Source organism: Hymenobacter bucti, from assembly GCF_042681145.1.
GTDB lineage: Bacteria > Bacteroidota > Bacteroidia > Cytophagales > Hymenobacteraceae > Hymenobacter > Hymenobacter bucti.
The window spans coordinates 365749-382930 of sequence record NZ_JBHUFD010000018.1 but is presented as its reverse complement, the minus strand read 5'-3'; the positions used below and the strand labels follow the sequence as shown (position 1 = coordinate 382930).

Annotated in this window: 19 protein-coding genes; 9 read left to right on the top strand and 10 right to left on the bottom strand. The window is 61.6% G+C overall.

Going from position 1 to position 17182, the window contains the following annotated elements:
* The first annotated feature begins 25 nt into the window (after positions 1 to 25).
* From ACFSDX_RS20750 to ACFSDX_RS20740, 3 genes are all read left to right on the top strand, one after another.
* Positions 26 to 646, top strand: coding sequence for a M949_RS01915 family surface polysaccharide biosynthesis protein (locus ACFSDX_RS20750; protein WP_382317051.1), 621 nt, complete (start codon positions 26 to 28; stop codon positions 644 to 646).
* 423 nt (positions 647 to 1069) lie between these two features.
* Positions 1070 to 1486: a hypothetical protein gene (locus tag ACFSDX_RS20745; RefSeq protein ID WP_382317049.1), complete on the top strand. Its 417-nt coding sequence runs from the start codon at positions 1070 to 1072 to the stop codon at positions 1484 to 1486.
* A gap of 338 nt (positions 1487 to 1824) precedes the next feature.
* On the top strand, positions 1825 to 2544 hold the full coding sequence (locus tag ACFSDX_RS20740) for an SIMPL domain-containing protein (protein WP_382317047.1): 720 nt from the start codon (positions 1825 to 1827) through the stop codon (positions 2542 to 2544).
* Positions 2545 to 2699: 155 nt separating this feature from the next.
* On the opposite strand, the gene ACFSDX_RS20735 is transcribed toward ACFSDX_RS20740, so the two are convergent.
* The 8 genes from ACFSDX_RS20735 to ACFSDX_RS20700 all read right to left on the bottom strand — a co-directional run bounded on the left by ACFSDX_RS20735 (position 2700) and on the right by ACFSDX_RS20700 (position 11088).
* Positions 2700 to 3059: a hypothetical protein gene (locus tag ACFSDX_RS20735; RefSeq protein ID WP_382317045.1), complete on the bottom strand. Its 360-nt coding sequence runs from the start codon at positions 3057 to 3059 to the stop codon at positions 2700 to 2702.
* A complete protein-coding gene (locus ACFSDX_RS20730) occupies positions 3056 to 5044 on the bottom strand; it encodes a zinc ribbon domain-containing protein (RefSeq protein ID WP_382317043.1) in 1989 nt (662 codons plus the stop codon). Before ACFSDX_RS20730 ends, ACFSDX_RS20735 begins: the two co-directional genes overlap by 4 nt.
* 29 nt (positions 5045 to 5073) lie before the next feature.
* The gene (locus ACFSDX_RS20725) at positions 5074 to 5649 is read right to left on the bottom strand and encodes a hypothetical protein (RefSeq protein ID WP_382317041.1); all 576 of its coding nucleotides are present in this window, start codon (positions 5647 to 5649) and stop codon (positions 5074 to 5076) included.
* Positions 5650 to 5755: 106 nt separating this feature from the next.
* Positions 5756 to 6028 carry a hypothetical protein gene (locus tag ACFSDX_RS20720; protein ID WP_382317039.1) on the bottom strand — a complete coding sequence of 91 codons (273 nt, stop codon included), beginning with the start codon at positions 6026 to 6028 and terminating at the stop codon, positions 5756 to 5758.
* A 23-nt stretch (positions 6029 to 6051) separates the two neighbouring features.
* Positions 6052 to 7059: an SPFH domain-containing protein gene (locus tag ACFSDX_RS20715; protein ID WP_382317037.1), complete on the bottom strand. Its 1008-nt coding sequence runs from the start codon at positions 7057 to 7059 to the stop codon at positions 6052 to 6054.
* A 2-nt stretch (positions 7060 to 7061) separates the two neighbouring features.
* Positions 7062 to 8441: a hypothetical protein gene (locus tag ACFSDX_RS20710; RefSeq protein ID WP_382317035.1), complete on the bottom strand. Its 1380-nt coding sequence runs from the start codon at positions 8439 to 8441 to the stop codon at positions 7062 to 7064.
* Between the two features lie 331 nt (positions 8442 to 8772).
* Positions 8773 to 9756 carry a hypothetical protein gene (locus tag ACFSDX_RS20705; RefSeq protein ID WP_382317033.1) on the bottom strand — a complete coding sequence of 328 codons (984 nt, stop codon included), beginning with the start codon at positions 9754 to 9756 and terminating at the stop codon, positions 8773 to 8775.
* A 153-nt stretch (positions 9757 to 9909) separates the two neighbouring features.
* The gene (locus tag ACFSDX_RS20700; protein WP_382317031.1) at positions 9910 to 11088 is read right to left on the bottom strand and encodes a DUF4272 domain-containing protein; all 1179 of its coding nucleotides are present in this window, start codon (positions 11086 to 11088) and stop codon (positions 9910 to 9912) included.
* 241 nt (positions 11089 to 11329) lie between these two features.
* Between ACFSDX_RS20700 and ACFSDX_RS20695 the strand changes: the two genes are divergently transcribed.
* The 4 genes from ACFSDX_RS20695 (at position 11330) to ACFSDX_RS20680 (ending at position 13581) form a co-directional block, all read left to right on the top strand.
* Entirely contained in the window at positions 11330 to 11476 is a 147-nt protein-coding gene (locus tag ACFSDX_RS20695; protein ID WP_382317029.1) for a hypothetical protein, read from the top strand.
* 33 nt (positions 11477 to 11509) lie between these two features.
* On the top strand, positions 11510 to 12052 hold the full coding sequence (locus ACFSDX_RS20690; RefSeq protein WP_382317027.1) for a hypothetical protein: 543 nt from the start codon (positions 11510 to 11512) through the stop codon (positions 12050 to 12052).
* A 3-nt stretch (positions 12053 to 12055) separates the two neighbouring features.
* Complete coding sequence (locus ACFSDX_RS20685; RefSeq protein ID WP_382317025.1) at positions 12056 to 12631, top strand: SWIM zinc finger family protein; 576 nt, start codon at positions 12056 to 12058, stop codon at positions 12629 to 12631.
* A gap of 146 nt (positions 12632 to 12777) precedes the next feature.
* A complete protein-coding gene (locus tag ACFSDX_RS20680; protein WP_382317023.1) occupies positions 12778 to 13581 on the top strand; it encodes a DUF6493 family protein in 804 nt (267 codons plus the stop codon).
* A gap of 425 nt (positions 13582 to 14006) precedes the next feature.
* On the opposite strand, the gene ACFSDX_RS20675 is transcribed toward ACFSDX_RS20680, so the two are convergent.
* Positions 14007 to 14354 carry a transposase gene (locus ACFSDX_RS20675; protein ID WP_382317021.1) on the bottom strand — a complete coding sequence of 116 codons (348 nt, stop codon included), beginning with the start codon at positions 14352 to 14354 and terminating at the stop codon, positions 14007 to 14009.
* A 128-nt stretch (positions 14355 to 14482) separates the two neighbouring features.
* Between ACFSDX_RS20675 and ACFSDX_RS20670 the strand changes: the two genes are divergently transcribed.
* Positions 14483 to 14704: a hypothetical protein gene (locus tag ACFSDX_RS20670; RefSeq protein WP_382317019.1), complete on the top strand. Its 222-nt coding sequence runs from the start codon at positions 14483 to 14485 to the stop codon at positions 14702 to 14704.
* 354 nt (positions 14705 to 15058) lie between these two features.
* On the opposite strand, the gene ACFSDX_RS20665 is transcribed toward ACFSDX_RS20670, so the two are convergent.
* A complete protein-coding gene (locus ACFSDX_RS20665) occupies positions 15059 to 15475 on the bottom strand; it encodes a transposase (protein WP_382317017.1) in 417 nt (138 codons plus the stop codon).
* A gap of 499 nt (positions 15476 to 15974) precedes the next feature.
* Here ACFSDX_RS20665 and ACFSDX_RS20660 point away from each other — a divergent pair, with 499 nt between their 5' ends.
* Positions 15975 to 17090, top strand: coding sequence for a TlpA family protein disulfide reductase (locus ACFSDX_RS20660; RefSeq protein WP_382317015.1), 1116 nt, complete (start codon positions 15975 to 15977; stop codon positions 17088 to 17090).
* Positions 17091 to 17182 lie beyond the last annotated feature (92 nt).

Sequence of the window (17182 nt, the reverse complement as noted above, 5' to 3'; positions counted from 1 at the left end):
CGCGCGCTAGCTCATCAACTTGTATATGAATAATTTACTTGCTTTCGCTACCCTTCTACTCAGTTTCAGCGCCCAGGCACAGTTGCGGGTGAGCCCGCTGGCCCCGGCGGCCGTGCCCGCCGCTCTGCGGCGTAGCGGCCGCGTGGTGCAGGCCCTACGCTACACCGACCACACCGGCACCTACACCGTGCTGGCTACCGAAATTGGCCCCAGACCCGACCCCGCCGCCCAAAACAGCGATGGCCAGCGCGCCGACCTCTACGCCTACCAATACCCGGCTACCGGACCGTCCCCGAGCTGGCAAGTACACGACTTTGTGGACGACTGCCCGCTCGACCTAGAAGCCGGGTTTCTCCCGAAAGCGCTCAGCGTCACCGACCTCGACCAGGACGGCACGGCCGAAGTCTGGCTGGTGTACCGCACCACCTGCCGGGGCGACGTGAGCCCGAGCACCCAGAAAGTCATCATGTACGAAGGCCCGCGCAAGTATGCCGTGCGGGGCACCAGCCGCATCGCCCTCGGCGGCGGCCAGCACGATGGCGGCACCTACAACCTCGATGCCGCCTGGGCGGCCGCGCCCACTACCTTCCGCCAGCACGCGGCGCAGCTTTGGCAGCAGCACCGCGACGAACGGCTAAGTGAGTAATCTTTCTACCCTTTATCCGAAATTATTTTTCCCGTTTGCGCTACTCATACGGATAGGGTCGGGCTGCGGGGCCTATCTCGTGTCAGCGCGCTACCGGCGCCCCCAGCAGATACGCTCCTACGCCACCCAGTAGCAGCCCCAATAGAATAAGCACCCAGCGAACCGGGCTGGCTGGTACCGGCCGGGGCGGTTCCACTGGCGGCTCCGGTTGTACAAGCAGGGTGGGGTCGTCGCTGCCTAAGAAGTCCTTGGTGCCGCAATAAGGGCAGCGGTAGTCACCGGGCCGGGGCTCGACCTGCTGCACCTTGCCGCATTTAGGGCATTGAATAGTCCATAGTTGGTTTGCCATGCTGAAAGCGACTTGGCCCTGAGTCTGGCCCGTACTTTTACGGCCGTGTTCTGGCCCCAAAATTACTCTTTTTCATGCGTTTTCTTTCCATCTTGGCGAGCGCGGCCGTCGGGCTACTAGCCAGCGGCTGCCACGCTCCTAGCCAACTACCCGCGCAGGCCTTGCAGCATCCGCAGGCCAAAAACCTGACGCAGACCTGGCGCCACAGCCAAGAAGAAGACCAGGGCGAGATGCAGGTATACCGCCCGGCTTCCTACGCCTTTCCACCGGCTCGGGGCCGCGAGGGCTACACGTTCGCGCCCGGCGGCCAGCTCACTAAGCTCGCCATCGCCCCCACCGACGGCACCCTGCCCCTACCCGGTTGCTGGCGCTGGGTAAGTGCCCGGGCCCTGCACCTTACGTTCGAGGATTCATCGCAGCAAGACTGCCGCCTAGAGGTACTGGAATTAACATCCGACGTGCTGAAAGTTAAGGTGCTGCAACCGCGCTAGCACGCCAGCCTCAGCCGGTTTTTTTATAAGACTAGCGCACCAAAGAACTCAAATGAGACACGGGTAATGCAAGTGACACCAATAGCATATTTATACCAGAAAGTGTAACGATAGCAGTGGGTGAGCAACGTCAATGCTACGGGTCTGCAAAATACTGATTACCAGCTTATTTTATGTGTTGAATACAAGATTTTTATCTGCTAGCAGTAAGCGAGCATTAAAATGACGTGTGCATTTGCCGCTGCCAAAGCATCAAGCAGTGAGCCAATAAGGCTAGGCGCAGGAGCTACTTATGCCAGCTGTTAATTCGCCTTGCCTCTCCACTTATTTTCTTGCCTATGCTTCGTTCCATTTCCGCCGCCTTTGCTGTTTCGCTGCTGGGCCTTGGGGCCTGCCAGCCCGCCCCCACCGCTACCACGCCCCGCCAAGTGCGCAGCGTGGGCTATGGCCACGTTACGGTATATCCCAACTACGCTGAGCTGACGGTGGACGCCGCCTTTACCCGCCCTAGGCTCAAAGACGCCGTGGCCGAGGTACAGCGCGTAGTAGACCAAGTGCTGGCCGTATCGAAGCGCTACGCGCCGGGCCGCGATGATGTGCGCGTCAGCAGCACGTCATCCAACAAGGAATTTAGCTATGTAAAGGGCAAAGAAGTCTTTACTGGGTTCAACTCCACGCAGTCGGTTACGGTGCGTATCAATGACTTACGCCAGCTATCCCCTTACCTAGAGCAATTGCTAGCCACGCCCATCAGCCGCATCAAGGACTTGAGCTACGGCCACAGCCAGGCCGACAGCCTGCGCCGCGAGGCCGACGTATTGGCCTTGGCTGATGCCGTGAAAACGGCCGACAAACTGTGCGCTGCCCTACACGTCAAGCGCGGCGCAGTGCTGGAGGTTAGCGACAGCTCCAGCCCCGAAAGCAGCAACACCAACGGCTACCGCCCCGCCGCCGATATCGAGCTGTATAGCAAGAGCTTCGGCGGCCAGGGCTTCAAAATGAGCCCCGAGCTGCTGCGCTTCGACAGCCAGTGTAGCCTGTCGTCGGCGCTGGAATAGAACTGGGCTGTTGGTTGGTAGAGTAATCAGGGTCATCCCGGTTGTCTGTTTAGCACATGTGCCCCTTCCAGACTTTAGTTCGCCTAGTAAGTGACGAGCGGTAGGAGGTGAAAAGTGGGAGGTTGCCAATAGGGAGGAAAATATAATGCCCTACCCTAGCGAGTACCCACAAATGCCTGCCATAACAGCGTGCCCAGATTACCGCGGTCGAGTTGAGGGTAGGCTGCCCAGAGGCAATCGTAAGCGGCCGGGCCGGCCAGCAGCTGCCGATTTACGCGGCTGCCCAGGTCGGCAGCCAACTCCTGCAATGCTAGCAGGTGCTGTTGCACTACTTCGGCTTCTGTTTTGGTCAAAGTCGGGAAGGCGGCCTGGCAGGTGCCCGGCAGAGCTGCCGGGCCGCCGGGCGGTGGGTGCAAGCAGTAGTGCAGGGCGTAGTCTAGCGGGTCGGTGAAAGCGCGGGGTGGCGGGGCGGGCGACCCGCGCCACCAGGCCCGTAGTCGCATGAGCCAGCTCATGGCTTACTAGCCAGCGCTTCCTTAGCTAGGTAGGGCACATGGTCATCGGGCGCATCGGTGAGGCTGACCAGGCCGGCTAGGTCGGCCCGAGTGGCCTCGCGCCAGGGAGCGTGGGCTTGCAGCTGGGCTAGCACCTGCACAGCCCAGCGGTTTACCAGGCCCCAGCCGGTGTAGTGCCGGGCCAGGTCTACAAGGGCCGTCCGGAACTGCCCGACCAGCGGCAGCGGCAGCGCCGCTAGCGCCTGCAAAAACGCGGCGGCCTCGGCCGGCGGCGCCTCGGCTATCGTATCCAGCGGGCGCAAGAATTTGCTTTCCGTTTCCAGAGCAAGGAGCACGTGCAAATGCTTGACGCCGTACACGAAGTATTCGATGTAAGCCGCGAAAGAGCCGAAATAGAAGCGCGCGGCCTCCTCAGTAAAGCCCAGCGGCAGCGAAGGCGACTGGTGGTAGCCATCGTACCAACTAAGTAGCACCTGGTTAGCCTGCCGGCGCGCAGCCAATAGGGCGTTTTCGTCCCAGAGCACGCCGCGCAGGAAGGCGTGCAACGCCTGCGCTTCGGCGGGCGGACTGGTGGCCAGCTGCTGCTGCGCCAGCCCTCGCAGCCCTTGCAGTGAGTCGGCCGGGGCGGTGCGCCAGTTTTCGGCCACAAATTCTGGGGGCAGCGGCGGGAACACGCCGCCGGGCAAATTGTAAGTGTTAAAAAGGTTGAGGGCCACGTACTCGCGGTAGAGCGCCAGTAGCTCTGGGGGCGTGAGGGCCGGGTTTTGCAGAAGCTTGGCACCAAAACTCCGGTCAGGATGGGCGCGCAGCAGGCGCACGGCGTCGCCGGGCTGCAGGTCGAGCGCCAGCAGGTTGCGCAGCATATCCTGGTTGTGGTGGCGCCGGGCCTGCGCGGCGGCCAATTCAGCCGTGAAATAGGCCCGCAGGGCCGGCCGGGGGCGGCCTTGATGAGCCATTGCTCGCAGGATATAATCTACTTCGAGCTCCTTAAAAGTGGGGAACAGCGCGGCCAACTCCGCGTCGATGTCCACGCCGGCTTTAGTGAGCACGTACGCGGCGGCAAATTGGCAGCGGGGCACCCGCAGCGCGGCCAGCAGCGGCTCAGTTGTGTAGCTGGCCAGGGCAGCCGCAAAGGCGATATCCGGGTCTTCCGAAGCCAGCGCTTCGGCGAATACGGGCCGGGGTTTGCCCTGCCAGGAAGCCGCCATCACCGCCAGGTTGGTAGCTGCTTCTAGGGCCACGGGCCCGGTGGTAGTCTGCTTCAGAATGTCCTCAATTTGGTCCTTGCCAAATGCCGCCCCAGTGACGCCAAAACGCCAGTGGCTCATCACCAAGGCCACTTCGAGGCGCACGGCCGGGTCGGGGTCTTTGAGGTAGGGCAAGACAAATTTTACGTCGGCCCCCATGCCGGCCCCGACGTAGTCGAAGAAACCGGCTTGCCAAATGCGGATGCGCGCCAGTGCACTGAGCAGCCGGCTGATTGTGAGCGGTGACTGCTCCCGAATTTCCTGCAGCTTTTCTAGGTCATCGGTGCCCCGCCGGGGCGGCATGGCGAGGGCCTGCAAGTCCTCATCATTCAATGGCAACAGCGGCAGCATAGCCTCCTGCCAGGCGCTGGCCCAGCCGTGCTGCCGGCCAAAGCTTTCGGCATACGCCAGGTCCTGCACGTGTCGCTCCACGGCCATGGCGTGCCGTTGGTAGAGCCGCGTAAAGTGCTCAACTTGCTCAAGGTCCATAGCCGTGAGCCGGTCGGGCAGCACAAATTGGTCGATGCCTAGGTGCTTGAGCCAGCGGGCGGCGCCGTACTGCTCGTCGGGTACCTGGCCGGCCCCACAGTGCCGGCAGAACTTGCCCTCGGGCGTCAGTTTCGCGCACCAGTGGCAGCGCTTTTCGCGCCGTACCACGTGGCCGCAGTTGCCGCAGAGGTCGCCGGGCTGCCAGTCGGGCGGCTGCACTTGGCCGCAGGTTTCACACGTAGCTCGCATCGGAAACGGCTCCTAGGTTCTGGTTTAAGTTAGATTCGGGCCCGGCGCACGCGGCCCCAAAGCTGCTCTTTTTCTTCGGCCGTCGCCTCGTTCAGGCGGCGCGGAATCTCGTCTTTGGCCAGGCCATCGCGGCGCAGCAGCAGGGCCAGCGGCAGCTCGGCGGTGCGCACGAAGTGGGCCCCACAGTTGCGGCAGAACTTGCCGGGGCCGCTGGCGCCGCACCAAAAGCACTGCTCGATGGGCTCGGCCTGGCGGCCGCAGTTCCCGCACAGGTCGCCGGGTGTGTAGTCCTTGGGCTGCTTGTGGTGGCAGTTGGCACAGAATATCACGTCCGACGAATCGACCACGATGGTGGGCAGCGGCGCGGCGGGTGCGGCCGGGCCCGCCGCTACGGCGGGCACCGCGGGCAGGGCCCATTCCAGCACCCGCGTTGCTACGTCAGGGTCGAGGTCAGGCAGCAGCTCTAACAGTGTTATCACGGTACCAATCTGCTCAAAATCACCGCGTCCTTGCACGCCCATGGCCCCTAGGGCGGTTAGCTGCTCGTCAGTCAGGCCCTTGGCCTTAAGGATAGTACGCTCCAGAAGCGAAAATTCAGTTGCCATTTTCGGGGTAGCTAGGTGGGTTGGAAAAGAATAAGTAAAAGGGCTAAAAATGAGCTGCAAAAGCTTTGTGCACGGGGCCAGCCACCGCGATTAAGTACTGCCTAGGTTAGTTTAAATCCGAAAACTCTTCCCGCTCGGCACCGGCCTTGGGCTGGGCCCGGCGGCCGGTTCGCATATCGTAGCCCGCCCTAGGGTCTTTAAAGAAGCCAAACCAGACAACTACCAGCGCTACCAGGGCCAACGCCAGCACGAGTAGCGTGGCGCCACTGCGCAGCAGCGTAAACTGGCCGAGTACCGTTACGCCCCAAATGCGCAGGACCAGCAGCCCCGCTAGCACCAATCCCAGCAGTAGAATTAAGGCACCAATTAGCTGTTTCATAACTAGCTATAGCTAAAGTTTCTTTACAGTTTATCGAGCCAAATTTGCTTTTTGGCATCGAACTCTTCCTGCGTGAGAATGCCCTCGTTGAGCAGCAGCTTGAGCTTCTGGAGCTGCTGCACCGGGTCGGGGTCCGCGGCGGGCGAGCTGTCCGCCGGGCCGCCCGTTTGGCTGGCGAAAACCTTGCCTAGTTCGGCGCCCGCGCCCAGCTGCAAGCCTGCGCCGGCCAGGCCGCCCTCGGTGCGGGCGGCATCGCGCAGGGCCTTCAGCTTTTCGTGCTCGGCGTAGTTGAGGCCCCCGGCGGCGGCCGCCTGCGCGGCGGCCGACATGTTCGATATCTTACCGATGCGCTGCTGGGTGCCCTGGTCAAACACCGTCCCGTTGATGCGAAAATCGGTCAGTTCGAAGCCCAGTTGCGCAAAGTCGGCCGCCAGCTGCGCGCGCAGCGCCGCCGAGAGGGTGCCCAGCTGCGCATCGAGCTGCTGGTACGAAAACTGCGCCCCCGCCAGCTGCGTGGCCAGGGCTTGCCCCAGGCGGCTTTGCAGCAGCGTCTTGGCCTCCTGCGTGGTGTAGAGGTCTTTTAGGCCCGCTACCTCTGTCACGAACTGCCGGGCATCGACCAGCCGAAACGAGAAGTTGCCGTTGGCCCCCAGCTCCACCGGAAACTGGTACACCGGGTCGAGGTACTTCACGGGCGAGGCGGTGCCCCAGGGCTGGTTCACATTTTCGGCGCTGCGGTAGAAGTACACGCGCAGCCGGTGCTCGCTCTCGAAGCCCGTGCGCAGCTTGGTGAGCGTGGTGATAAACGGGTGGTTGTCCGTAGCTAGGTTGTAGATGCCTTCGGTGGGTAGCACCTCCACCACGCGGCCCTCGTACACGAGCAGCGCCCCCTGGCCGGGGCCCACGATGAGCTTGCTGGCATCCTTGATTTCGTCGCTGGCCGTGGGGAAGCGGTAGAGCAACACGCCCGGCTGCTGGTTGGCCCACTCGATGATGATGGACAGCTGGTTGCGAAAAAAGCTAAAGGCCATAGCTAGGGTTTTTCGGGGTCAAAGTGTTTGAGCAGTTTCCCGTCCGGGCTGATGACGTAGGTGTCGTGGTCGCCGCCCAGCACGAAGCCGGTTTTGGTAAGCAGCGCCTGGTCGAGGCTGCCACTGGCATCGGGCAGCGGCAGCGTGAAGCGGATGGCGGCCGTGCGGGCATCGAGGCACTGCACCGTCAGGGGGCTGTTTTCGGCGGCCGTGGGCCGGAAGGTAATCAGCACCTGGTCCGCATCGTAATACCGCACGCCGGGGTTGAAGTAAAGCCGGCCGGGCGTGAAATCGGTGTACGACAGCACCCGCGACTCGCGCATGGCGCCGGGGGTGGTAAGCACCTTGCGGTGCGGGTCAGCACTGGTAAAAATACCCGACCCGCCGTAGTCGTCTTCCCACTCAAACTCGGGCGCGTCCTTGGGCCCACCGAGGTTGTCGCGATATTGGTATTTAATAAGTTGCAGCTTTTCCTCAGGGTAGGCCATCCCCTTGGTGCTGAAAGTAAACGCCGTTTTGGTAGGGCTGCCCGGTCGCAGGCTCTTAAAGCCCGTTTGCGCCGCGTACAAGTTGTCCTGGTTGTATACCTTATGAATGAGCGGGAAGTAGCTCAGGGTGCGCCCGTCGTTGGTGAACACGCGGAAGCCGTCGCCTAGGTTTTCGCTGATAAACTCCACGCTGGCTACGCCGCTGGCCAGCTCTGGCTGGTGCTGGAACAGGGTTTGGCTCACGTCTTCCGCGCGGTGCGTGGTGGGGTCGAGCTGGTACACGATGGCCTTGTTGAACACCACGTACAGGGCGCCGTCGGCAAACCGCCGCAGCTTGAAGGTGGCCGACGAGCGGCCCGCCGGCAGCCGGGGCAGCGGCTGGCTTCGGAGCTCGGCGCCCGTGCTGGCATCGTAAAAGCTGGCAAAGAGGCTGTCTCGGAAAGCGCTCGCGCCACTGTAATTCCGGTCGCCGATGATGACCCGCTCGGGCCGGCCGCCCGCGCCTGGGTACAGCATCGTTTCGGTAGTGCTCCAAGTATACGTACTGGGCTGTTCGCTAGGCTTATCGGGGCGACCAGCCACCACCGTGCCGCTCGGAACTGCCACCGGATAGTAGACCACAGGGCTGGGGCTAAACAGGCTGCGAACGCCCCCTGCCAGTAGCAAGGCCCCTACGGCCACGGCCCCTACCACTACCGCCCGCCGCGTGCCCGTCAGCTCGGGGGTAGGCGCGGCGGGCGCGGGCTGCCGCACCGTATAGTTGACGTTGATATCGTCGTTGTCGAGGTAGTACTCCGTGCCGCAGCTCTCGCAGCGGAAGGTGTCCGGCCGAATCGCCGTTTTTTGGGTGCTGCCGCACTTCGGGCACTCAATCGCTTTTATTGATTTGGCCATACTGCCGGTCCTGCTGGGCGCTGCTCGTGGAAGGTACTGGGCGAAAGCTACTGCTTGTCAGAAGTCAAATCAACAAGTTTGGTAGCAGTTGCTTGAGCCACTGCCCGTGCCACCTGGGGTGGCCAAGCGTGCAGGGCGAGCCGAAGCGGGGCATCTCCTTGCTAGGCAAGTAGCGATTAGCTGCTAGTAAGTGATTTAAGGTCAACGTTAAAAGGCAGCAAAGTGAAAGCTCATGGGCGTAGTAGCTGGGTCATTACCCATACTGGGCTGGCCGGGCTACCTAGGACTTCTGGCAAGCTGGAAACTGACGTAAATCAAACGTGCAAGCCCACTACTCTTGGTAGGTAGCGTAGCGGTCAAGGATGCCATTCTTGAAGAGCAGCGTCCATTCTTTGCCCTGGAAGCGGCTGTAGTACCACACGGTGGTGCGTTCTTCTTCCATGCTTTCGGCCTGCCGCTTAGGCTTGCCCATCACTTGCTCTACCTCCTTCATACTCATCCCCTTCACCAGCGCGCCTTGCTGGATGGCCTTCCACTTGGTGGCCGAGGTGCCGGCGGCGCTGGTGCGCGGGTCGCTGAAGCTGAAATTCTTCAGAAAAGCATCGGCGGGCAAGTCCGCACTGCCGGCGACCCGGACGCCGTTGGTGCCGCTAAAGATGTAGTTCTGCTCCTGCACCTGCTGGGGCTGCAGGCCCACGTACTCGAAGGTGAGGCGCACCGGCGCCCGGCCAATGCCCGGCGCTACTTTAATGATTTTGACCGGCACGAACTTAGGCAAATACTGCACGTTGTCGCGGGTCGAGGCGCGGCTGATGTACGCTTGCAGCACGTACAGCGTCTGGCCCACCAGGAGCCGCCGCGCCCTTTCCACTTCCTCCAGATTCACCAGGCAGGGGGCGCCGTTGCGGTCGGGCGCGCGCTTCAGCTCGGCCAGCGGCGTATTGATGATGTGCGCGTACTGCTTACCGCCGGGCGCCTTAAACACGACGGCCACCTGGTCGGTGTTGCTGCCGTTGCCATTGTTGTTGTGGCCGCGGTCGCGGAACCCATCGAGGCGGGCGAAGGTGAACGTAGTGCCCACCAGCGCCTTGTCGTTGGGCGAATTATCGTAGAGGTCGGTGCCCATGAACGCGGGACCTTTGAAAACCATGAGCGGGCAATCGAAGCTCCCCGACAGGTCGGGCATCACGAAGCGCATGCCCGGCGTCCAGGCCGTGAGGGGGCGGTAGGGAAATTCCTTGTTGAAGTCGAAGCCCTGGGCCTGGGCCGACAAGGCGGCGCCCAGCATGCTCAGCAGTAGCAGTTGCTTGCGCATACGGATGATAAAAAAGTCTTTATAAAAGCGTCTTTTTACTCTTTTGCCCTGGCGGCCAACTTGCGTTTGCACCAGAGCCAGCAGCCGATTTGCTCGGCAAGGCCTGCTCAGTCCGACCCTAGGGCTCAAATAAGCCAACCAGCCTGGGCTAACTCAGGTATCGGTGCTCACGTCGTCCCAGTCTTCCTCAAAGCGGGTAGTCAGCCAGTTGAGAGCGTAGAGGCGCTCGTGCACCGCGCCGCTTTCGAGGCCCGCGGGGGTAGGCCGCTGGTGCAGGCGGGCATCTACGCAGGCCCAGGCGTAGCGGTAGGTGAGGTCGGCCGCGTCGAGGATTTCGGCGGCCGGCCGCAGTCGGGCCTGCTGCCGAAACGCCGCCTCGCTGAGTGGGGCCAGCAGCCCCATATCGGCGCCGGGGTCGCAGGGGTGGTCGGGGTAATCCAGCTCGGGCACGAAGCCCAGCGCCCACAGCAGCGCGTGCAGCGCTTCGTAGCGCCAGGTGGCATTCACGAGCGCCTGCTGGTCGGGCGCGGGGTTGTCGGCGAAGGCCCGCTCGGCGGGGCTCAGGTGGTCCAGCGCGCCATAGGCCTCGTCGAAACCTTCCAGCGAGTCGGCTTCCAGCCCCTCCCCTTTCAGCGCCACGTAGGCCAGGGCCAGCGCCCGGTCTACCACGGCGTCCTGGGGGCGAAGCGGCACGGTAGTATCGCTGGCTACCGGCGGCAGGCTGGCTGCGAAAGGAATGCCCCGCACCTGCAACGCAGCTTCCGAGCGGGCTTTGCGGGCGAGCTGGTCGGGCAGCGGGTCCGGCTCATCGTAGTAGCGGCTCTCGATGCTGACGGGCAGCTGAGCGGCCGCGTCGCCCGCGCCCAGGGTGTCGGTGAGCAGCCGGCCCGCGGGGTCGTAAAACGCCTGCCCGGCGGCGGGGTACAGCGAGTTGGGCTCCGAAAATACCAGCGCCTCGTAGTGCGCCAGCACCGGCGCCAGCCAGGCGCCAAAACCGGCCGGAAATGCGGGCTCGGCGCTAATAGTCAGCTCCGTATTGAGGGTCGTGATTTTGGTGAGCAGCCGGCTTTGCTGGTCGGGGCTGGCCATCGGCAGTTTTTGCACGAAGCCGTACATGCCAGCCAGGTTCTGGGTAAAGTCGTCGGTGACAGCGCGCAGCTGATAATCGGGCTGGGTGCGCTTGCGGCCGTGCACGCGCAGCGTGGGGGAGGCGGGCGGGCCGGCCAGCCATTCCAGCGGGCCGGTTTGGGCTACCGGCCCGTAGGGCTCGGCCAGCTGCGCGCTGAAATAATCGAGGTCGGTGGCGTGGGTGTATAACGTCAGGCGTTCCATGGGGCTGCGGGGAAGGATGAGGTTAAGTGCTAGGTGAACGGTCAGCCGCGCCCAGGGTTGGAGCAAGGCGAACAGTTTCCGTGAACTATCTGTGAACTACGGGTAATTTGCGGCGTGACAAATTTACATAATGCTAAAACTATTTGCCAAATATATTAGCAAATTAGCTAACCTTGCCCCACTTTACAGTAGATAAACTTGACTGTTCATCTCAGCCTTTCTTCACCTCAACTCCCTGCTTATGTTCGACCTCGTGTATGCCTACACCCAGCCCTCGGCCCTAACGCCCTCAGCTGAGGGCGATACCCTACTGCTCGCCACCTACGCCGAAAATACGCCGGCCAGTGGGGCCACCAGCTTTTTTCGGGGCCAACTGCGCGATGCCTAGCTAACGGCCCGCTGACTAACCAAGTTAGCCAAAGTGGTAGCCTCGCGCTTCGTGCCGCAGAGCGCCGCCCTGCGCGACCCCATCGTGACGGCCGGGGCCGAGCGGCTGCGCTTCGAGGCCTTTTCGTCGTGCAACGGCGTGTACGCCCGCCTCGACCTAGGGCCGGCCGCGCTGGACGGCGAGATAATCCAGAGCGGCACCACCAACGTGGATTTCAACGAGCCGATGGTGAACGCGCTGAGCCGCATCAGTTGCCACGAGCCGGTGCGCCTGAGCGTGGGCCAGCAGGAAGTGCCCCTGGAGCGCGCCGCTGGCCACGTGACCGAGCGCAAAGTGACCTTGCCCGAGCGCTGGCTCAAGGGCCTGGCCGGCGCGCATGCCTACTTGGCCCAGATGGAGGTAAAAGCTCATGCTCAGTCGCTTGCAGGCCACTCAGCTGGGGCGGCCCGGGGTGCCACTTACCTGGTGGTGTGCGGAGGCCGGCCGGCGCTGGTGCCAGTGGCCGGGCCGGGCGCGGTGCGCATTGTTGGGGCGCACCGCCTGCGCCTGCTCGATGGCCTACTACCCCTGAGCTAGGCCGTGCGCGTGTACGCCACGCCCGACGGGCAGGCCTCGGTCGTGGTGTTGGAACTGGGCGGCGGCCAAGAGTTTTTGCTGGCCCTGTCAGCCGAGGTCAAGCGGGGCTTTTCGGGAGAGGGCAACCAACTCGATGCGCTGGCTGAAGACCTGCTGACCGAATGGCTGACTGGGGCTAACAATTTGTTCCACAGCAACGAGGCGTTCAACCCCACGCTCTTCGGCCTGACCCACGACCTGGAGCTGGCTACCGTGGCGCGGCTGTGCGCCAGCCTGGCCGCGATGGGGTTGCAGGGCTTCAACCTGCGCGATAACCAGTACTTCTACCGCCGCTTGCCCTTCAAAACCTTGCGTATTTTGCAACTCAATCCGCGCCTCAAAAACGCCGACGACGTGCAGCTGGTGGCCGTGGGCCCGGGCGGGCGCACCGAGGCCCGCGTGTGCGGCACCGAAGCCTGGCACACGGTGCAGCGCGGCGGCACTGAGCCGCCGCGCTGCACCTGCCAGTGGTTCAGCACTAACCAGGGCCAGCGCGGGGTGTGCAAGCATATTTTGGCCGCGCAACTGCGGTTTGGGTAGGTGCGCAGTAGCGCAGACTTTTAGTTTGCGGGTACCTAGCATGCCCACTTGCGAACTCAAAGTCCGCGCTACCATCGCGCTGCCCCGCGCCGCCTCCTTTCCCTAGGTCTGCCTTATTTTCTCATCCTCGGTTACCCTTTCCCAGCATGTCCAATACCCTCGAAACGTTTGAGCACCTCGTGCGCCATCGCACTCCGGGAGAAATGCTGCCCTTCCTACTAGCCCTGGGTAAAAGCGACCTAGTACCCATGCGGCAGCGCACGCTGAGCCTGGAGAAAGAGCTGCAAGACAGTTCCGAGACTACCGGCCAACCTGACCAGACGCGCAGCCAGTTGACCCCGCAACGAGCGCACCTGCTGTTTCTGGCCGGGCTGGCCACGTATTCGGCCAAGGAAGCGCGGCGCTTGAATCCGTGGACCGGGCACGAAATGGCGTTGCCCGAGGGTTGGCCGGCGCAGGGCGAGGTACCGCCGTTTCTGGCCATTATCCGGCAGTTTCGGCCGGCGTGGCTGGGCGAGTGGCTGCTGCGCCGCACCCGCGACAGTAGCTGGGGCGTGCCGCAGTACAGCCCGCTGCGCGAGCTGCTGGCCGCCGGGCTGGTGCCCTACGCCCCCTGGCTAACGGCGCAGAGCGTGGCCATCTTGCCTACGCACTGCAACTGGCGGCGCAACCACGTACCGGGCGGCGACATCCCCGATTTTGACCAGTTGATACTAGCCGACGTGCGCGCCGACGAAATCCTGCTGCGCCGCGACCTGCCGCTGCTGCTCGACTTCGACACGATAGCCGATTCGAGCAGCGCATACTCAGAACGGGAGGAGAGGTCGGTTGCTAGCGGCGGGCTGCCTCATTACCTACTTACTCTTATCTGCAGTAGCAAAAGCAACTTCAAACAAGGGTCGCAACTCTTCACTAGTTTTACTGTAGGCCCAAGAGGCATCAGCGCTTGACGCTTGGCTTATCGAATTTTGGAGCCACTGCTGCAGTTGCACTACCTTACTTTCCGAAAGGCGCACTTTAAATAATTCTTCCGCGATGCGCGCCAGCATAAAATCGCGGTTGACCATCCCAGCTACCAAAATAACCCGCTGCTCATTTAGCGCATGGGGCCACCTCCCAAACTGGGCTTGGTAGTCATCCGCCGTAAAGTATTCTGACCAGTTTATATCTGCCTCCTGCTGAAGGTCTGGACTCAGGCTGTCATAGAACGTGAGCCAGGTCTGGCAATGTGGAGGAAGAGCATCTAGAGTAAACTCTTCGGCTTTGTCTTGAATAGGAATGTTCGGCATGCCCAAAACTACTTCACATAACGGGTGTGTCTGTTGCAGAACTCTCCGTTACTTCGAGTGTACCTGCCTGGGGAGGTTTTACGGAGCTAACCAGCGGCTAAAAACCCCAAAAAGGCCCTCTGCAGCAGTTGATGGTGGTCTGCTTGGCAAGCCAGGGCCACGCTGCGCACCCGGTTGGGCTGATACTTCAAGAGATTCTTGAGATTGTAGGCAACCGCACTAAGCACCATCGCTTTATGCGCGGCTGCGTGCCCTTTGGTACTGCCCCGGCGCAGGCCGTAATGGTGAAACAGATTGCCAAACACGGGTTCCACCGTGCCCTGGCGCAGGCGTCTTCTGCGCTGTCCCGCCCGACTCTGCTGGCGGTGCCAAGCCCGCAAGTAGGCGGCATCAAAAGGCGAGCGCACGAGCTTTTTCTGGGTGGCCGAGGGCACGCTGGTGGGCTTGAGCGGGCAGGCCTGGCAGTCGCGGTCTCGGCCAGGTAGTTCTTGAGCCAGGTGCCATCTAAGCTCGTGCCGTAGTTACGAAAGGGTAGCAGTTTGCCCGCCGGGCAGCGATACGCATGCACGTCTGGCTCATAGCTAGAGCCTTCGACTACTGGTTCGTACTTGCCGAAGACCGTAATCCAGGGCGTGATGCCCCGTTGTTCGAGAAAGGCGTAGTTGAAGCCGTTGGAGTAGCCCGTATTGGCCAGCACCTCCGGCAGCTGCTGCTGCTGCGTCAGACGTGCCTGCAGCTGCGCGACGAGCCGGGGCAAGTGAACGCTGTCGCGGCTACCGGCTAGGTCGGCCTGCACATGACTAATCAGGCCGCTGGCCGTGTCCACGGCCAGACTGCAGAGGTAGTTGAGGGCCCGCGCCTTACCAGGTTTGACCTAAATGCATGCCTCAGGGTTACTGCTACTGGTGTGGGTCTTATTACTCAAGAGCTGGGCCTTAGTATGGTGAGCGCCTAAGCCGCCGGCCGCGCGGTGCTGCTTGGCTTGGCACGTGGCTACGCGCCGCAATTCGTGCGCCGGCGTGGCGGGTGCCGTAGGTAGCGGGGCCAGCGTCGGGCTCTCGTCCACGACCCGCAGCGCGGGCGCCAGCTGCTTGGGCGCAGACTCTCGAGCGAAGCATTGGCCTTGACGGGGGCGGAATCAATCGCCTGCGTCTGGTCGACCACCAGGCCCGCGGCGAGGCACTTGGTCAAAGAGGTACTCAAACACGGCCGCTGGGTAGAGCTGGCGGGTGCGGCTAATCGTGGAGTGCCAAGGTAAGTCCTCGTCGACTTCGTAGCCCAAAAAATAAAGGCTATCGAGCGGCAAACTGCAGTGCTCGACCAGGCGTCGGTCGCTAACCAGATTTTCCAGTCGGCTGACCAGCATGAGCTTGAAGACGACGACGGGGTCGAGCGAGGGCTGGCCCGTGTGGCTGTAGAGGTCCTGGGTCTGCTGGTAGAGAAAGCCCCAGTCCAGCAACTCAGCTAGGCGGAGGTAGAGATTCTGCTTCGGCACGCGCTCCGACAAGCGAAAGCGCAGCACGATTCGGTCGGTGAACTGCTTGTGGCCCTGCATAACCCTAAGATACCGCTGGCCACCCACTTACTTCTGCAACAGCCACTGCGCCTTACTGACCCACCCTTTTAGCGGAGGCGCAACCCCGTGTCTAGCTCACCAAGGCATGCCGTGTGGACTTTTTGAGCCATTCGCTCCGCACCGTACGGGGTCGCACGATAGTAGGAACGGAAAACAACGCTTAGTCCACCCGACTAACAAAAATGAGCTGATTCGTCTCATCAAGTCAGTTACTCAGGCTGGAATGAGCTGTTGATATATGAGATAAGCAAAAGCCACATGACAGCCTTGCCAGAACCTGACTTTCTCAAAAACTGCCTTGGTAGTGTTTAAACGTACATTTTAGGAGGCACTAGCAAAGTGTAGTGATAAACAGTATTTTGAAGCTTATAGTAATTTCTCGCTCCGTTGTAACGAGAACCCCAGTAGCTAGTCGTTTTTGTTCAACTAGTTACTTAAGGCAAGTATTACTATACTACCAAACCTATATCTTAGAGCGATGAAAGTAGTTGCTCTGTTCCTGGTGATATTGGTGTGGGGGGCAGGTGCGGTGCGCGGGCAAACCGGGCAACAAGCACTCCATGACTATCGCGCAACCCTACGGCGCATAAAGCTGATTGGCTATACCATCCAACGGATTGATTCCTTTGGCACGGAGGATGTCTGGAATCACCTGGGCTCCGGCGTTCTACAGCCCGACCCGGCAAGCAACTTGCTGGGTGCCCGCTTTTTCGTCTCGCAACGCAATGCGGCGCGCTCCTACTTCCATAATGGGCACACCGGGTACGCGCTGGACGACCAGGCACTCACCTTTGATTCGACGCGTGCGCCCTTCGCGCTCGGGGTGCTGGGTAGCCCCGAAGGCCAAATGGTGGTCGAGGAGCTACTCACCATTGATTCGACCTACCAACGCGTCGAGTATCAGCTCAGTCCACAGGGCCCCCAGTTGACGCTCTATTACCCCAATCAAACCAACTACGATATTCTGCACCATACCATCTGCCTCACACTAGACTCGGCAACGGGATTGCCCCGTGCGGTCAAGACGGTCATGCACCGGGGCGGCACCAAATGGACGACGCTCAAGCTTCTTTCCAACGTACGCCTGAATCAAGCCGCTGACCAAGCCCTGCTGGCCCAGCCCCCCTTTCTGAGCACCTATACCTATGCCGTACCCCCCGCCCCAGTAGCACCGCCTACCTTGGTAGGGCGCGCAGCCCCACCTTTTCGGCTACCTAGTATCACGCGCCAGTCCGTGGACCTAGCGACCTACCTCGGACAAGTGGTCGTGCTAGATTTTTGGGCGACGTGGTGCAGTCCATGCATCGCGGCCATGCCTAAAGTGCAGGCCTTACAGTCCCGCTATAAAAAACAGGGCGTGACGGTACTAGGCATTTTAGTGGATGCATCGAACAATGCCACTCGGGCGCAAGGTATCCTAGACCGGCAGCGGGTAAACTATATCAACTTGCTGGACAACAATAAGGTAAAGAAATTGTACCAAGTGAGTTTTTTTCCCAGATATGTGGTCATCGATAAGAAAGGAATGGTTACGTTCGATGGCGCAGCAGATGCCTCGCAGCTAGAGCAAGCGATTCAAGCGGCCTTGCGCTGAAATAATAGCCTTTTCACATGTTGTGAACGACCTTCCTAGTACGTAAAACGCTGCTGAGCCTGACTAGCCAAGCCTCATCCTTGGAACGTTCG

What these genes read in the sequence shown, in the direction of transcription:
- ACFSDX_RS20750 (WP_382317051.1), top strand. Translation starts at nt 26, where the DNA reads ATGAATAATTTACTTGCTTTCGCTACCCTTCTACTCAGTTTCAGCGCC.
- ACFSDX_RS20745 (WP_382317049.1), top strand. Translation starts at nt 1,070, where the DNA reads ATGCGTTTTCTTTCCATCTTGGCGAGCGCGGCCGTCGGGCTACTAGCC.
- ACFSDX_RS20740 (WP_382317047.1), top strand. Translation starts at nt 1,825, where the DNA reads ATGCTTCGTTCCATTTCCGCCGCCTTTGCTGTTTCGCTGCTGGGCCTT.
- ACFSDX_RS20735 (WP_382317045.1), bottom strand. Translation starts at nt 3,059, where the DNA reads ATGAGCTGGCTCATGCGACTACGGGCCTGGTGGCGCGGGTCGCCCGCC.
- ACFSDX_RS20730 (WP_382317043.1), bottom strand. Translation starts at nt 5,044, where the DNA reads ATGCGAGCTACGTGTGAAACCTGCGGCCAAGTGCAGCCGCCCGACTGG.
- ACFSDX_RS20725 (WP_382317041.1), bottom strand. Translation starts at nt 5,649, where the DNA reads ATGGCAACTGAATTTTCGCTTCTGGAGCGTACTATCCTTAAGGCCAAG.
- ACFSDX_RS20720 (WP_382317039.1), bottom strand. Translation starts at nt 6,028, where the DNA reads ATGAAACAGCTAATTGGTGCCTTAATTCTACTGCTGGGATTGGTGCTA.
- ACFSDX_RS20715 (WP_382317037.1), bottom strand. Translation starts at nt 7,059, where the DNA reads ATGGCCTTTAGCTTTTTTCGCAACCAGCTGTCCATCATCATCGAGTGG.
- ACFSDX_RS20710 (WP_382317035.1), bottom strand. Translation starts at nt 8,441, where the DNA reads ATGGCCAAATCAATAAAAGCGATTGAGTGCCCGAAGTGCGGCAGCACC.
- ACFSDX_RS20705 (WP_382317033.1), bottom strand. Translation starts at nt 9,756, where the DNA reads ATGCGCAAGCAACTGCTACTGCTGAGCATGCTGGGCGCCGCCTTGTCG.
- ACFSDX_RS20700 (WP_382317031.1), bottom strand. Translation starts at nt 11,088, where the DNA reads ATGGAACGCCTGACGTTATACACCCACGCCACCGACCTCGATTATTTC.
- ACFSDX_RS20695 (WP_382317029.1), top strand. Translation starts at nt 11,330, where the DNA reads ATGTTCGACCTCGTGTATGCCTACACCCAGCCCTCGGCCCTAACGCCC.
- ACFSDX_RS20680 (WP_382317023.1), top strand. Translation starts at nt 12,778, where the DNA reads ATGTCCAATACCCTCGAAACGTTTGAGCACCTCGTGCGCCATCGCACT.
- ACFSDX_RS20670 (WP_382317019.1), top strand. Translation starts at nt 14,483, where the DNA reads ATGCACGTCTGGCTCATAGCTAGAGCCTTCGACTACTGGTTCGTACTT.
- ACFSDX_RS20665 (WP_382317017.1), bottom strand. Translation starts at nt 15,475, where the DNA reads ATGCAGGGCCACAAGCAGTTCACCGACCGAATCGTGCTGCGCTTTCGC.
- ACFSDX_RS20660 (WP_382317015.1), top strand. Translation starts at nt 15,975, where the DNA reads ATGAAAGTAGTTGCTCTGTTCCTGGTGATATTGGTGTGGGGGGCAGGT.